12 protein-coding genes and 1 pseudogene are annotated in these 14,746 nt (G+C 73.7%); 7 read left to right on the top strand and 6 right to left on the bottom strand.

What is annotated here, in order from left to right; translation table 11 throughout:
- The first annotated feature begins 161 nt into the window (after window positions 1-161).
- The 6 genes from ACFC1T_RS31955 to manA all read left to right on the top strand — a co-directional run bounded on the left by ACFC1T_RS31955 (window position 162) and on the right by manA (window position 8,686).
- Entirely contained in the window at window positions 162-1,034 is an 873-nt protein-coding gene (locus tag ACFC1T_RS31955) for a carbohydrate ABC transporter permease (protein ID WP_375894380.1), read from the top strand.
- 3 nt (window positions 1,035-1,037) lie between these two features.
- Complete coding sequence (locus ACFC1T_RS31950; RefSeq protein WP_375894377.1) at window positions 1,038-1,970, top strand: carbohydrate ABC transporter permease; 933 nt, start codon at window positions 1,038-1,040, stop codon at window positions 1,968-1,970.
- Window positions 1,971-2,027: 57 nt separating this feature from the next.
- Window positions 2,028-3,329 (top strand): glycosyl hydrolase, encoded by a 1,302-nt coding sequence (locus tag ACFC1T_RS31945; RefSeq protein ID WP_375894374.1) that lies wholly within the window; start codon window positions 2,028-2,030, stop codon window positions 3,327-3,329.
- A gap of 97 nt (window positions 3,330-3,426) precedes the next feature.
- On the top strand, window positions 3,427-6,480 hold the full coding sequence (locus ACFC1T_RS31940) for an alpha-mannosidase (protein ID WP_375894372.1): 3,054 nt from the start codon (window positions 3,427-3,429) through the stop codon (window positions 6,478-6,480).
- Window positions 6,481-6,547: 67 nt separating this feature from the next.
- Window positions 6,548-7,474 (top strand): ROK family protein, encoded by a 927-nt coding sequence (locus ACFC1T_RS31935; RefSeq protein ID WP_375894369.1) that lies wholly within the window; start codon window positions 6,548-6,550, stop codon window positions 7,472-7,474.
- Window positions 7,475-7,495: 21 nt separating this feature from the next.
- Window positions 7,496-8,686: a mannose-6-phosphate isomerase, class I gene (gene manA, locus ACFC1T_RS31930; RefSeq protein WP_375894366.1), complete on the top strand. Its 1,191-nt coding sequence runs from the start codon at window positions 7,496-7,498 to the stop codon at window positions 8,684-8,686.
- 36 nt (window positions 8,687-8,722) lie between these two features.
- Here manA and ACFC1T_RS31925 read toward each other — a convergent pair whose 3' ends face one another.
- The 6 genes and pseudogenes from ACFC1T_RS31925 to ACFC1T_RS31900 form a co-directional block, all read right to left on the bottom strand.
- Window positions 8,723-9,118 (bottom strand): DUF2267 domain-containing protein, encoded by a 396-nt coding sequence (locus ACFC1T_RS31925; protein ID WP_375894364.1) that lies wholly within the window; start codon window positions 9,116-9,118, stop codon window positions 8,723-8,725.
- 393 nt (window positions 9,119-9,511) lie between these two features.
- Window positions 9,512-10,171 carry an acyl-CoA thioesterase gene (locus ACFC1T_RS31920; protein WP_375894361.1) on the bottom strand — a complete coding sequence of 220 codons (660 nt, stop codon included), beginning with the start codon at window positions 10,169-10,171 and terminating at the stop codon, window positions 9,512-9,514.
- Window positions 10,168-10,479, bottom strand: a complete 312-nt coding sequence (locus tag ACFC1T_RS31915; RefSeq protein ID WP_375894358.1) for a hypothetical protein — start codon at window positions 10,477-10,479, stop codon at window positions 10,168-10,170. The genes ACFC1T_RS31920 and ACFC1T_RS31915 overlap by 4 nt, the downstream gene beginning before the upstream one ends.
- Before the next feature lie 265 nt (window positions 10,480-10,744).
- Complete coding sequence (locus ACFC1T_RS31910; protein WP_375894355.1) at window positions 10,745-11,797, bottom strand: DUF6528 family protein; 1,053 nt, start codon at window positions 11,795-11,797, stop codon at window positions 10,745-10,747.
- A 69-nt stretch (window positions 11,798-11,866) separates the two neighbouring features.
- Window positions 11,867-13,258: pseudogene (locus ACFC1T_RS31905) on the bottom strand (NAD(P)/FAD-dependent oxidoreductase).
- A 105-nt stretch (window positions 13,259-13,363) separates the two neighbouring features.
- On the bottom strand, window positions 13,364-13,846 hold the full coding sequence (locus ACFC1T_RS31900) for a flavoprotein (protein WP_375894352.1): 483 nt from the start codon (window positions 13,844-13,846) through the stop codon (window positions 13,364-13,366).
- 452 nt (window positions 13,847-14,298) lie between these two features.
- Between ACFC1T_RS31900 and ACFC1T_RS31895 the strand changes: the two genes are divergently transcribed.
- A complete protein-coding gene (locus tag ACFC1T_RS31895) occupies window positions 14,299-14,655 on the top strand; it encodes a hypothetical protein (RefSeq protein WP_375894442.1) in 357 nt (118 codons plus the stop codon).
- The last annotated feature ends 91 nt before the right edge of the window (window positions 14,656-14,746 follow it).

Here is a 14,746-nt window from a genome sequence, read left to right as displayed (position 1 = left end):
GCGCGGCCTCACCGTCCCGGCGTCCCGACGAACCGCAGTCCCGTACCCCCTACCGGCGAAGCGGCGGGTCCTCCCCCACACCCGCCGCCCCGGGCCTCGCACACCCCCGGGGCCTGTACCACCCCGGGCCCCGGAAGGCCCAGCCCCAGGAAGGCATCCGCATGACCCACCGGCGCTGGTTCACTCCCTGGCTGCTCGCCGGCCCCGCGATACTCTGGCTGGCCGTCTTCAACCTCTGGCCGGCCGTCAACACGGTGATCCTCTCCTTCACCAACGCCAAGCCCATCGGCGGCGGCCGGTTCACCGGCCTGGAGAACTACGGCCGACTGCTGGACGACGCCCAGCTCGCCGACGCCCTGCTCAACAGCATCGTGTTCATGCTGGTCTGCCTCCCCCTGCTGACCGTCCTGCCACTGCTGCTCGCCCTGCTGGTGCAGCGCCGGATCCCCGGCATCACCTTCTTCCGCACCGCCTTCTACACCCCGGTGATCGCCTCCGCCGTCGTGGTGGCACTGATCTGGGGCTGGGTGCTGGACGACCGGGGCCTGGTCAACGGCCTGCTCCAGGAGGGCGGCCTGGCCGACTCCCCGGTCCCCTTCCTCACCGACCGCTGGCTGCTGCTGTTCAGCGCGATCGCCCTGACCGTCTGGAAGGGGCTCGGCTACTACATGGTGATCTACCTCTCCGCCCTCGCCAACGTCCCGCACGAGCTGCACGAGGCGGCGGCCGTGGACGGCGCGAGCCCGCTGCGCCGCTTCTGGCACATCACCCTGCCGGGGGTGCGCCCGACCATGGTGCTCATCTCCGCACTCATCTCGGTGAGTTCGCTGCGCGTCTTCTCCGAGTTGTACGTGCTCTCCAACGGACTGGGCGGCCCCGGCGGCCGCGACATGTCGGTGGTGATGCTGATCCAGATGTACAGCCGCGGCTTCAACGGCCACCTGGGCTACGCCTCCGCGCTCAGCCTGCTGCTGTTCGTCGTCACCCTCGGCCCGATGCTGTTCCTGCTGCGGCTGAACCGGAAGGCGGCCTGAACCGTGACCACCGCGACCACCGACCCCCGCCGCAAGCCCGACCCGAGCGCCGAGGGGGGCAGGAGGACCAAGGGGGCCAAGGAGGCCAAGGGCGGCGCCCGCGGCTTCAACACCCCCTCCCGCGCCCGGACCGCCTCCCGTTACCTGCTCCTGCTGCTCGTCCTGCTGCTGGTGATCGGCCCCTTCCTCTGGCAGCTGTCCACCGCCCTCAAGGGCCCCACCGAGGACGTCTACACCCGCACCCCGAGCTTCCTGCCCGACCAGCCCACCCTGGGCAACTTCGGCAAGGTCGCCGACACCATCCCGGTGTGGACGTACGCCCTCAACTCGCTGACCGTCGCGGCCGTCTGCATCGCCGGCAACGTGGTCGGCTGCACCCTGGCCGGCTACGCCCTGGCCCGACTGCGCTTCCGCGGCGCCCGGCTGCTCCTCGGCCTCTTCCTGGCCACCCTGGTGCTGCCCGGCGAGGTCACCATCGTCTCCCAGTACGTGCTGGTGCGCGGCCTCGGCCTGGCCGACAGCCTGGCCGGGGTGGCCCTGCCCGGGGCGATCGCGATGCTCAACGTGCTGCTGATGCGCACCGCCTTCGCCGCCGTACCGGCCGAACTCGACCAGGCGGCGCTGGTGGACGGCGCCAGCGTCTGGCAGCGGCTGTGGTACATCGGCCTGCCGAACGTGCGCGGCATGCTCAGCGTGATCGTCATCTTCACCTTCATCGGCGCCTGGGACGACTTCCTCTGGCCGCTGATCGTGCTCAACGACCCGCAGAAGTACACCCTGACCGTCGGGCTCCAGTACCTCAACGGCACCTTCTCCGCCAATCCCCGGCTGATCGCGGCCGGCACCATGATCGCGTTCCTGCCGATCGTCGTGGTGTTCGCCGTCTGCCAGCGCTTCTTCTTCCAGGGCGTCGAGGAGGGAGCCGTCAAGGGCTGAGCCCCCGAGGACGAGAACACCGTCCGTACGCCCCGACCCAGTTGAGGTAGCCCACCCGTGACCACCCTGACCACCGTTTCCACCGATTCCGCCGCTTCCACCACCCCGCAGGCCCCGCGCTTCGGCGTCAACTACACCCCCAGCAAGGGCTGGTTCCACCACTGGCTCGACTTCGACCTGGACGCCGTGCGCGCCGACTTCGACTCCGTCGCCGCCCTCGGCCTGGACCACGTCCGGGTCTTCCCGCTCTGGCCGCTGTTCCAGCCCAACCGCACCCTGATCCGCCCGCGCGCCGTCGAACAGCTGACCGCGCTCGTGGACGCGGCCGGCGAACGCGGCCTGGACGTCGCGGTGGACGGCCTCCAGGGCCACCTGTCCAGCTTCGACTTCCTGCCCGCCTGGACGCAGACCTGGCACCGCCGCAACCTGTTCACCGACCCCGAGGTCCTGGACGGCCAGGCCGCCTACCTGCGCACCCTCGCCGGGGCCCTGCGCGAACGCCCGAACTTCCTCGGGATGACGCTCGGCAACGAGATCAACCAGTTCTCCGGCGCCCCGCACCCCGACCCCGACCGCTGCACCCCCGCCGAGGCGGAGGCCTGGCTGCGCCGGATGCTCACCGCCTGCGAGGACGGCGCGCCCGGGCGGCTGCACCTGCACGCCTCCTACGACGCGGCCTGGTACCTGGACGAACACCCCTTCACGCCCTGGCACTCGGCCCGCCTCGGCGGCGCCACCGCCGTGCACTCCTGGGTCTTCAACGGCACCGCCCAGCGCTACGGCGCCCACTCCACTGCCACCGCCCAGCACGCCGCGTACCTGGTCGAGCTGTCCAAGGCCTGGGCGGACGACCCGGCCCGCCCGGTCTGGCTGCAGGAGGTCGGCGCGCCCGCCCCGCACATCACCGCCGCGGACGCGGCCCGGTTCACCGGCGCCACCGTCGAGGCCGTGCTGGACTGCCCGGACCTCTGGGGCGTCACCTGGTGGTGCTCCCACGACGTGGACCGCTCGCTCGCCGACTTCCCCGAACTGGAGTACAGCCTCGGCCTGTTGACCACCGACCGGGCGGTCAAGCCGGCCGGCGCCCGGCTCGCCGAGGCCGCCGCCGAGGCCCGCCGCAGCTGGCAGCCGCCCAAGCCGCGCGGCACCGCCGTGGTGGTCGCCACCGGCGACGAGGTCACCTCCCCGCGCCGCGCGGACTGCGGCCCCGGCGGCCCGGTGTACGAGGCCTTCATGCGCCTCGCCGAGGCCGGCGCCCGCCCGACCACCGTGCTCGCCGAACGCGCCGGGGACGCAGCGCACCTGGCGGCGCGCGGTATCACCGAGGTGGTCCACCCCGCCGACGTAGGTTCTCTGTAGCCGTCCCTCCTTGAAGCCGTCCCTCCTTGAAGCCGTCCCCGCTTGAAGCCGCCCTCCCCCAGCAACTGCCCTCCCGCACGCAACGGAGCCTGCCGCCATGCACGATGACCGCACCCTCGTCGAGTCCCGCCTCAAGCGCGTCCTGGAGGAGCGCATCCTCCCGGCCGTGTACCCGGAGTCCGTCCCGCTGGAGGTCGGCATCTGGACCGCCCCCGGCGAGCCCGTCCCGGTCGCCGAGGGCCTGGCCGCGCCGCGCACCCCGATCGCCGTCGGCGACGCCTGGGGCGCGCCCTGGGGCACCAGTTGGCTGACGGTGTCCGGCACGGTGCCGCAGGCCTGGGCCGGACGGACGGTCGAGGCGCTGATCGACCTCGGCTTCGACGCCAACATGCCCGGCTTCCAGTGCGAGGGCCTGGTCTACCGCCCGGACGGCAGCCCGGTGAAGGGCCTCAACCCGCGCAACCAGTGGGTGCGGATCGCCGCCCCGGCGGCCGGCGGCGAGCAGGTGCTGCTGCACGTCGAGGCCGCCGCCAACCCGGTGATCCTGGACTACCACCCCTTCCTGCCCACCGAGTTGGGCGACAAGGAGACGGCCGGGGACCGTCCGCAGTACAAGCTCGCCCGGATGGACCTCGCCGTCTTCGACGACACCGTCTGGCAGCTGTCGCTGGACCTGGAGGTGCTCGGCGAGCTGATGGCCGAGCTCCCGGTGGACGGCGCCCGCCGCTGGGAGGTGCTGCGCGCGGTCGAGCGCGCACTGGACGCGATCGACCTCCAGGACGTCAACGGCACGGCCGCCGCGGCCCGTTCGGAGCTGACCGCCGTCCTGGCCGCGCCCGCCGTGCCGTCCGCGCACCGGATCAGCGCGATCGGCCACGCCCACATCGACTCCGCCTGGCTGTGGCCGCTGCGCGAGACGGTGCGCAAGGTGGCCCGGACCACCGCCAACATGACCGCCCTGCTGGAGGACGAGCCGGAGTTCCGCTACACCATGTCCCAGGCGCAGCAGTACGCCTGGATCAAGGAGCACCGCCCGGAGGTGTACGCCCGGGTGCGCAAGGCCGTCGCCGAGGGCCGGTTCGTCCCGGCGGGCGGCATGTGGGTGGAGTCCGACACCAACATGCCGAGCTCGGAGGCGATGGCCCGGCAGTTCGTGCACGGCAAGCGGTTCTTCCTGGAGGAGTTCGGGGTCGAGAACCACGAGGCCTGGCTGCCCGACACTTTCGGCTTCACCGGCGGCCTGCCGCAGATCATCCGCAACGCCGGCTCCAAGTGGCTGCTGACCCAGAAGATCTCCTGGAGCCAGGTGAACAGGTTCCCGCACCACACCTTCCTCTGGGAGGGCATCGACGGGACCCGCATCTTCACCCACTTCCCGCCCGTGGACACCTACAACTGCTCCATGAAGGGCAGCGAGATCGCCCACGCGGCACGGAACTTCAAGGACAAGGGGGTGGCCCGGCACTCGATCGCCCCGACCGGCTGGGGCGACGGCGGCGGCGGGACGACCCGCGAGATGGTCGGCAAGGCGGCCCGGCTGCGGGACCTGGAGGGCTCGGCCACCGTCCGCTGGGAGAACCCCGCCGAGTTCTTCGCCAAGGCCGAGGCCGAGTACCCCGACCCGCCGGTCTGGGTCGGCGAGCTCTACCTGGAGCTGCACCGGGCCACCCTGACCAGCCAGGCGAAGACCAAGCAGGGCAACCGGCGCAGCGAGAACCTGCTGCGCGAGGCCGAACTCTGGTGCTCCACCGCCGCGTTGCGCGCGGGAGCCGAGCAGCCGTACGCGTACCCGTACGAGCAGCTGGACCGGATCTGGAAGACGGTGCTGCTGCACCAGTTCCACGACATCCTGCCCGGCTCCTCGATCGCCTGGGTGCACCGCGAGGCCGAGGCCACCTACGCGGCGCTGGCCCGGGAGCTGGCGGAGCTGATCGACGCGGCCCAGCAGGCACTGGCCGGATCCACCGACGGCGGGCGGGAGTTGGTGTTCAACTCCGCTCCGCACGCCCGTTCGGCCGTCCCGGCGGGCGGCGCGGCCGTCGCCGCCACGGACGCCCCGGCCGCCACCGTCACTGCGCTCGACGGCGGCGGGTTCACGCTGCGCAACGGCCTGCTGGAGGTGGTGGTCGACGCCGACGGCCTGATCGGCTCGGCCGTCGAGCTCGCCACCGGCCGGGAGACCGTCGCCCCCGGCAGCCGGGCCAACCTGCTCCAGCTGCACCCCGACTTCCCCAACATGTGGGACGCCTGGGACGTGGACCAGTTCTACCGCAACACCGTCACCGACCTGACCGGCGTCGACTCCCTCACCGCCACGGCCGCCGACGGCCGGGCCGAGGTCAGGATCGCCCGCTCCTTCGGCTCCTCCACCGTCGTCCAGACCCTCACCCTGCACCCGGGCGAGCAGCGGCTCGACATCGACACCGAGGTCGACTGGCACGAGACCGAGAAGTTCCTCAAGGCCGCCTTCCCGCTGGACGTCCACACCGAGCGGTACGCCGCCGAGACCCAGTTCGGCCACCTCTACCGGCCCACCCACACCAACACCAGCTGGGACGCCGCCAAGTTCGAGGCCTGCAACCACCGCTTCGTCCACCTGGACGAGCCCGGCTGGGGCGTCGCGCTGGTGACCGCCTCCACCTACGGCCACGACGTCACCCGCAGCGTGCGCGCCGACGACGGCGGCACCACCACCACGGTCCGCTTCTCGCTGCTGCGCGCCCCGCGCTTCCCCGACCCGAAGACCGACCAGGGGCTGCACCGCTTCCGGCACGCGCTGGTCCCCGGCGCCGCGATCGGCGACGCCGTCCGCGAGGGCTACCGGATCGGCCTGCCCGAGCGGCGGGTCACCGGCACCGCCGAGCGGGTCGCGCCGCTGGTCGAGGTGGACCACGACGCCCTGGTGGTCAGCGCCGTCAAGCTCGCCGACGACCGCAGCGGCGACCTGGTCGTCCGGGTCTACGAGGCCGGCGGCGGCCGCGCCCGGGGCCGGCTCAGCACCTCCTTCCCGCTGGCCGGCGCCGTCCCCTGCGACCTGCTGGAACGGCCCTGGGACGGCACCCGCGGCGAGGTGACGGTCGAGGACGGCGCGGTGCACCTGGCGCTGCGCCCGTTCGAACTCGTCACGCTGCGCCTCAGCCCCACCCGCTGACCGACGTACGGTGAAGGCGCCCCGGCCCGCCCGGCCGGGGCGCCGCCGACCCCTCCTGGAGCCCGCCATGCCGCTCACCCCCCTGTTCGCCGCCGTCGACGTCGGCGGCACCAAGATCGCCGGCGCCCTGGTCGACGGCGCCGGCCGGCTGCGGCACCGGCTGCAACTGCCCACCCCCGCCCGGGAGCCGGGCCCGGCCGTGCTCGCCGTCGTGCACAAGGTGCTGGACCAGCTGGCCGGCACCCCCGACTGGGCCGCCGTGACGGCCGTCGGCATCGGCAGCGCCGGCCCGGTCGACCTCGCCGACGGCACCGTCAGCCCGGTCAACATCCCCGGCTGGCGGGGCTTCCCGCTGGTCGCCGAGGTCGCCGCGCACCCGGCGGTGGCCGGACTCCCGGTCCGCCTGGCGGGCGACGGCGTCGCGATGGCCGCCGCCGAGCACTGGCAGGGCGCCGCCCGGGGCGCCGCCAACGCGCTCTGCCTGGTGGTGTCCACCGGCGTCGGCGCCGGACTGGTGCTGGACGGCGCCGTGCGCCCCGGCCCCAGCGGCAACGCCGGACACCTCGGGCACATCACCGTCGACCTGGACGGCGAGCCCTGCCCGTGCGGCTCCCGCGGCTGCCTGGAGGGCCTCGCCAGCGGCACCGCGATCGCCCGCCGGGCCCTCGCCGAGGGCTGGCGCCCGCCCGGCGAGGACGCCACCGCCCGCGCCGTGGCCGCCTCCGCCGCCGCGGGCGACCCGGTCGCGCTGGCCTCCTTCGACCGGGCCGCCCAGGCCCTGGCCGCCGGGATCGCCGCCACCGCCGCCCTGGTCGACCTCCACCGGGTGGTGGTCGGCGGCGGCGTCGCCACCGCCGGGGAGGTGCTGTTCGCCCCGCTCGCCCGCCACCTGGACCGCTACGCCGCCCTGTCCTACGTCCGAGGCCTGGACGTGCGCCGCGCCGAGCTCGGCACCGACGCCGGGCTGATCGGCGCCGCCGCGCTCTGCCGCTGACAGTCCCGGGAGACCCCTGGCATGCCGCCCTACACCCTGCTCGACAACCCGGTCCGCCACTACCCCTGGGGCTCCCCCACCGCCATCCCCGCCCTCACCGGCACCGCCCCCGACGGCACCCCGCAGGCCGAACTGTGGATGGGCGCCCACCCCTCCGCGCCCTCCCGGGCCGGCGGCCGGGCGCTCGACGCACTGATCGCCGCCGACCCGGACGGCCTGCTCGGGCCGGACACCGTACGGCGGTTCGGCCCGGAACTGCCCTTCCTGTTCAAGGTGCTGGCCGCCGACCGGGCGCTCTCCCTGCAGGTCCACCCCACCCGCGCCCAGGCCGAGGCCGGGTACGCCGCCGAACAGGCCCGGGGCATCCCGCCCACCGCCCCGGAGCGGGTGTACAAGGACCGCTCCCACAAGCCCGAACTGCTGGGCGCCCTCGGTGACTTCGAGGCCCTCTGCGGCTTCCGCCCGACCGCCGCCACGGCCCGGCTGCTGGACGCCCTCGGCGTGCTCGCCCCCTGGGCGGCCACCCTGCGCGAGCGGCCCGCCGCCGAGGCACTGCCCGCACTGCTGCGCCGGGCACTGGCCGCCGACGCTCCCCAACTCACCACCGTGGCCGGGGCGCTGCGCCGCACCGCCGCCTCCGGCGGCCCCCACGCGGACACCTGCGCGGCCTACGCCCGGCTCGCCGAGGAGTACCCCGGCGACCCCGGCCTGCTCGCCGCGCTGCTGCTCAACCACGTCCGGCTCGCCGCCGGCCAGGCGCTCTACCTCGCCGCCGGGGTGCCGCACGCGTACCTCCGGGGCGTGGGCGTCGAGTTGATGGCCAACTCGGACAACGTGCTGCGCGGCGGGCTCACCGGCAAGCACGTCGACGTGGCCGGACTGCTGGCCGTCACCGACTTCCGGGCGGCCGCGCCCGCCGTCCTCGAAGCCCGCCCACTGACCGCCGTCGAGGCCGAATTCCCGTCCCCTGCCGCAGAGTTCCGGCTCTCCCGGCTGCACCCGTCGGCCGCCCCCGTCCGGATCGAGCTGCCCACCCCGCAGATCCTGCTCTGCACCGCGGGCAGCGCCCGGCTGCACGCCCCCGGACACCCCGGCCTCGACCTGCCCCGGGGGGCCTCGGCGTACCTGCCCCCGGGCGCCGGGCCGGTCGAGCTGACCGGGCCGGGCGCGGAGCTGTTCCGGGCCACCACCGGCCGCTGGGGCGTGCCCTAGGCGCCCGGACCCGCAGGGTTGTGCACGCGGGGTTGTTCACGCGGGCAGCGGGTGGCCGAAGAGCAGGTCGTAGCCGTCCGGCAGCTGCTCGACCACCCGGTCGACCAGCTCCCCCGGGACGAGTTCGGCCAGGGTGCTCAGCACCGCCCCGATGTCCCACTGCGCGGTCGCGGTCGTGGCGCCGTCGATCCAGCCCACCACGGCCTCGACGAAGCGCTCGGCCGTCAGCGGCTCGGCGGCGGGCCGGGCGTCCCCGAGCAGCGTCGCGTACGTGGCGGGCAGCGCCCCGGCGAGCTCGCCGCGCTCCGAACCCACCAAGTGCTCACCCAGCAGGCAGAGCACGACCCGGACGGCGTGGTCCGCCTCCGCCTCGCCCCGGTACTCGCCGCGCTCCACGACACGGGCGAGGAAGTCCTCCCAGGAGATGGTCATCGCGTCCTCCTTCCGGTCGGCGGGACCGGGCCGGGTCGGCGGCCGATGGTCCATGGAGGCTGCTGGTCGGTCGCAGCCCGTCACCGCCGGGGGACGTTCCGGTTCCCGTGCTGCTCAGCGTACTGCGCTCCGAACCGGGCGGACCCGCCGCTGCGGGTGGGGCGGCGGTCCTGAACGGAACCCTGACGCCGTGCCCTTGCGGTGCGGAGGAAGCGGTCCGGGAGGGGCCGGACGGGAAGGGCCGGACGGGAGGGGCTGGACGGGAGGGGCCGGACCGACGGATCGACGCCGTTGTCGATCACGCCGCCGGCCCGCGCCGTCACCGGCACGGGAGCCCACGGTCGCCGGGCGGCTCAGTCGCCGGGCGGTTCAGCGGGCGGTTCGGCGGGCGGTTCAGCCCGCCGAGGTACGACACCGCCGACGCGGACCGCGCGGCGAGCCCACCCCGCCACCCAGCCGGGCCGGCGCCCAGCGCACCGGGTCCGACTCCGAGGCCGGGACCGGCGCCTGCACCGACGCCTGCACCGACGCCTGCACCCGGGCCGCCGCAGCGGCACCAGCGGCAGCGGCAGCGGGAAGGCCGCCCGCCCGGCGGTCGCCACGCGCCGTGTCCGGCGCCGGGCCGGCCGCCGAGACCGACATAAACGCCGCCAGAAAGCGCCGCTCGTTCTGGCTGAGTTTGCGCGAACGCCCGGATTCCTGGTCCCGCGCGACCACCACGGTCCGCGCCCGCATAAACGTGAGCGGTTCCCGGCAGACATTCACCTCGACGTGTGCGGAACTCCGCCCGAGGTGTTCCACCGTCAGCCGCACCGACAAAGGCTCGGGGCGGTGGTGCAACTGTTCCAGGTAATCGATCTCGTGCCGGGCGATAATGAATCCGGACGGGAACAGCGATTGCCGGACGGCGGTCGCATGGTGGCGGAACAGGTCGTAAATCCCCTCCTGGACGTAGCCGACCAGCCGGGCGTTGTTGATGTGCCCGTTCTCGTCGACGTCGCTCCACCGGGTGGGGCAGGACAGCACGTGCACGCCCGGACGCAGGGCGCTCACTGCTCCGTCAGCCCGGCGCCGGCGACGGTGGGGAGCAGCGCCCGCTGCAACCTGGCGTAGTAGCCGGACTGTTCGGCCGCCATCCGGGCCGCGGTCCAGCCCTCCTCGGCCGCCTCCGCGGCGGCCTGCACGACCAGGCTGTCGAGCACCGTGTCGACCGACCGGCAGAGTGCGGCGACCGCCGCGAGCCGTTCGGTCACGTCCGCCGTTCCGGCCGCATTCCGGGCCGGAAATGCCGCCAGCGAGTCGACTGCGAGCTGCAGATCGTCGATGACGTCCGACCGGCTTTCCTCCGGGGAATTCCGCATGCTTTTCTCCAGGACCAATTCGGGCCGTTACGGCCCGGTAGCTGACGTTCGAATACACCCGATCGGTGTCGGCCCCCCGACGGCTTCGACGCTATCCCAGTCGGCGCAGGTCCGCAGATGGTTTTCGGACGCTGAGGGGAAACTGACTTCCATTGGAGTAGTTTGCCGGGGTACACAATATGCCCCATCAGCCGAACGCGGTAAGCAGAACGGGTGGTATCGCCGACCCGCCGACCAAGATCGACTACTGTCCGTCACTGATCTGCTACCAGCCACCCCACCAGCGCGCCTTGTACAGCTGCGTGCCGGTCAACTTCCACGTCCCCTCCGGGCGGTGCAGGCGGATCACCGAGGTGCACCAGTCGCAGGCCGGGGAGTGGTCCGGCACCACCGTGAGCAGCCGCCCGGTGCCGGGCTCGTCACCGATGCTCTTGACATCCCGCTCCTCGGCCGGATCTGCGGAATGGGCGGGATCGGCGGAATCGGCCAGATGAACGGCGGTGAACCCGTCGGCGGCGGGGTCGTACTGCCAGAGGCCGTTCAGGGTGCTCACCCAGAACCGGCCCGGCGAGCCCAGGACGGGCGCGAGGTCATGACCGCCCTGGTCGGGCAGCGGGGCACTGCGGACGGCGGTCAGGGCGGGCGCGTCCGGGTCCCCGCCGACCCGCAGCCCGGTCAGCTCTCCGTCGCCGAGCACCCAGAGCAGGCCGGTCCGCTCGTCCCAGTGCACCCCGTGCGCGCCGGGGAGCCGGAACGTCGCATGGGCGGTGGCCCGGGAGCCCTGCGAGGCGGCGTACAGCCGTACCCACCCGCCGGCGCTCGCGGCGACCGCGACGTTGCCGTCCGGGAGCAGCTCGATGCTGTGCGGATTGACGTCCCCGCCGAGGTCCGCCGCCCAGCGGCTGGCGCCGGTGGCGGTGTCGACGACGGCGGCGAGCCCGCCGGAGGCCGTGGTCAGCAGGTAGTGCCGGCCCTCCAGGGTCCGGCCCTTCGCCTCGTCCGGGTCGGTCCAGCTCTGCTCGGGGTCCAGGTCGCCGAGGTCGGACGCCCGGTCGGCCGCCCAGGACCACACGACGGGCGGACGGTCGACGCCCTGGTACCCCGTCAGCTCCTCGACCCCCCGCAGCACGAGGACGCGGCGGGACGCCTGGTCCACGGCGACCACCTCCCCGTCCTGCGCGGTGTCCGGTGCGGCGGACGCGGCGCGGGTGACGGACGCGCCATGGGCAACGGACGCGGCACGGGCGGCATACGCGCGGCCCGCGGGCACGCAGAGCAGCAGGGCGAGGCACAGGGCCGGCAGGGTTCTCCTCAGCACGCCCCAACGGTGCGCGGCGCACGGCGCGGCACCCGGCAGACCAGCCGCGCGCCTCGGCCGAACGGCCCGTCAGATTCGCCCGGAGACCAGGTCCGCGCCCCGGGCGATCGGCGAGGTGGTGGCCCGTCCGGCCGCCTCCTGCCGGTCGGCGGCGTGGTACGCGGCGTACATCGCCTGCACCCCCAGCCAGCGCAGCGGCTCCGGCTCCCAGCGCCGCACGGTGTGCCCCACCCAGGGCAGCGCGGTCAGCTCGGTGTCCCGCCCCAGCACCAGGTCGCGCAGGGTGCGGCCGGCCAGGTTGGTGGTGGTCACCCCGCTGCCGACGTACCCGCCCGCCCAGCCGAGCCCGCTCGCCCGGTCCAGCTCCACCGTCGCGCACCAGTCCCGGGGGACGCCCAGCACCCCGGCCCAGGCGTGGTCGATCCGGGCGTGCGCGGCGGCGGGGAAGAAGTCGTTCAGGATCCGGCGCAGCTGGCGCACCGTCTCCACCTGGGTGCTGCCGTCCGAGTCCGTCCGCGAGCCGAAGCGGTACGGCACGCCCCGCCCGCCGAGGGCGATCCGGTCGTCGGCGGTCCGCTGGGCGTACATGTAGGCGTGCGCGAAGTCCCCGAGCACCTCCCGGCCCTGCCAGCCGGCCTCCGCCCAGAACTCCGCGGGCAGCGGCTCGGTGGCCACCATCGCCGAGTTCATCGGCAGCCAGGTCCGCCGCTCGCCGCGCAGCCCGGCGGTGAACCCCTCGGTGGCGCGCAGCACGCGGTCGGCGGTGACGGTGCCGTACGGCGTCACGGCGCGCGGGCGGCGGCCGTCGCCGCCGGGGACGATCCCGGTGACGGGCGTGCCTTCGTACACCTCGACCCCCAGCTCCCGTACCACCCGCGCCAGGCCGCGCACGAGCTTGGCCGGCTGGATCCGGGCCCCGTACGGGGACCACGCCCCACCGAGGACGCCCGCGGCGTTGACGCGCTCGCCGGCCTCCTTCGCGGAGAGCTACTCCACCCGGCCCTCTCCGTAGCCCCGCTCGGTTTCGACGAAGGCCTTCAACCGCTCCAACTGCGGCCCGCTCCGCGCCACTTCGAGCACCCCGCCCCGGACGACGTCCGCCTCGATCCCCTCGGCGGCCGCGGTCTCCACGACCTCGCCGACCGCTGCGTCCATCACCCGCTGCATCGCCGCCGCCCGGCCCCGGCCGTACGTCCTGGCGAAGACCCCGCGGCCGGCGAAGCCGTTGTACAGCCACCCGCCGTTGCGCCCCGAGGCGCCGTAGCCGCAGAAGCGGCGCTCCAACAGGGCTACCCGCAGGCCGGGTTCGGCCTTCTTCACGTAGTAGGCCGTCCACAGTCCGGTGTACCCGCCGCCGACGACGCAGACGTCCACGTCCCGGTCTCCCGGCAGGGCAGGTCCCGACAGCGGAACCCCCTCCGCCGCGTACCAGAACGACACCTCGCCGTTGACCGCTGCCACCGGAACCTCCCACACCGTCGCCGACCTGCCCGGACGCTACTCCGGGCCGCTCACGGGGCAACACCCGCACACTGCCAGGATCGGGCCGCCGGACCAGCCACCCTGTCAGTCCCCCAGCAGGTCCAGCGCCCGGGTCCAGCTGTACGACCCGGGCGTGAACTCCGCGATCCGCACGCCCATCCGCCGCAGCCGCTCCAGACTCTCCCCGTACGCCGGGTGCGCCGCCTGGGCCGCGCTCAGACAGGGCTGGACGGCGACGGGGATGCCCCAGCCGTAGGACTCGCAGAGGATGCCCAGCGCGAGGGTGTCCGAGATCCCGGCGCTCCACTTGTTGATCGTGTTGAAGGTGGCCGGCGAGACCACCAGCGCGTCCGGGTCGGGCAGCGGACGGGGTTCCCCGGGCTTCCGCCAGGCGGAGCGGATCGGGAAACCCGTCTGCTCCTCAAGCCCTTCCACGTCGATGAACCCCATCGCCAACGGAGTCGCCACCACCCCGACGGACCACCCCCGCCCCTGCGCGGCGGAGACCAACTCCCCCACCCCGCCGGCCACTCCGGCCGCACACACCACCACATAGAGCATCGGCATCGCCCGCACGCCCCTCTCTTACCTAGCAGCCCACCACCAGATCCGCATGCACGATCTTCCCGCACGCCTCCACAGAGACCCCCCAACGCCCGCCCCCGGCGCCCCTCCGATCCCATGACTCCGAGTCGGAGTCACCACACTCTCCGTAGCCGTACTCTTGGCCCAGCCTTCAGGAGAGCGAGCGGTGGCGCGTCAACCAGACCCGAGCGAAGTCATCGAAGGGCGAGCAGAATCAGACTCCTCCTGCTCGCCGCCATCATCCCGTCGCCCCGGAGAGGTCCATCATGAGGCCGACCACCACCGACACCGAGGCCTGGAACGCCCACCCCGCCGAGGGCAACGCGCGACAGGCGCGCAAGCGCGTCTCGGCGGACGTCATCCTGCGCGACGACGCCGGCCGAACCCGGTACCTGCACAACGGGATCGATCCCACCACCGAGAAGGAATCCCCCATGACCGAGGACGGCCGGATCTTCCGCGAGGCCTGGATCGCCGGGGTGCGCAAGCACTTCCCCGGCGATCCCAAGCCCGGCTACGTCTCCCCCTGGGAGGAGACGCCCGACTGGGAACGGGCTGCCGCAGCCGCCGTGTTCGGCCAGGTCCGCGACTTCATCACCGTCAGCGGCGGGAGCACCTCGAAGCTCACCCGCGAGCAGAAGGGCCGCTTCGTCGCCCTCTGCTGGATCGCCCAGATCCACCACCACATCGCCGCCCCCAAACCCGCCTACACCGCCGACTGGGACGACCTCCCCAAGTGGCAGCAGGAGACCGACGCCGACATCTTCGAGGCCGTCGAACGCCACCTCTGACAGTGAGGATGTTCATGAGCGGTTCCCGGGCAGGTCTGACTCAACCTCTGACTGACCTCGGGTCCTCAACCGGATCTGTCGGCCTCGTCCG

This window comes from Kitasatospora sp. NPDC056076 (genome assembly GCF_042266305.1).
In the GTDB taxonomy this organism is placed as follows: domain Bacteria; phylum Actinomycetota; class Actinomycetes; order Streptomycetales; family Streptomycetaceae; genus Kitasatospora.
Note: the sequence above shows the minus strand (reverse complement) of the source record. Positions and strands in the feature narration are given on the sequence as shown.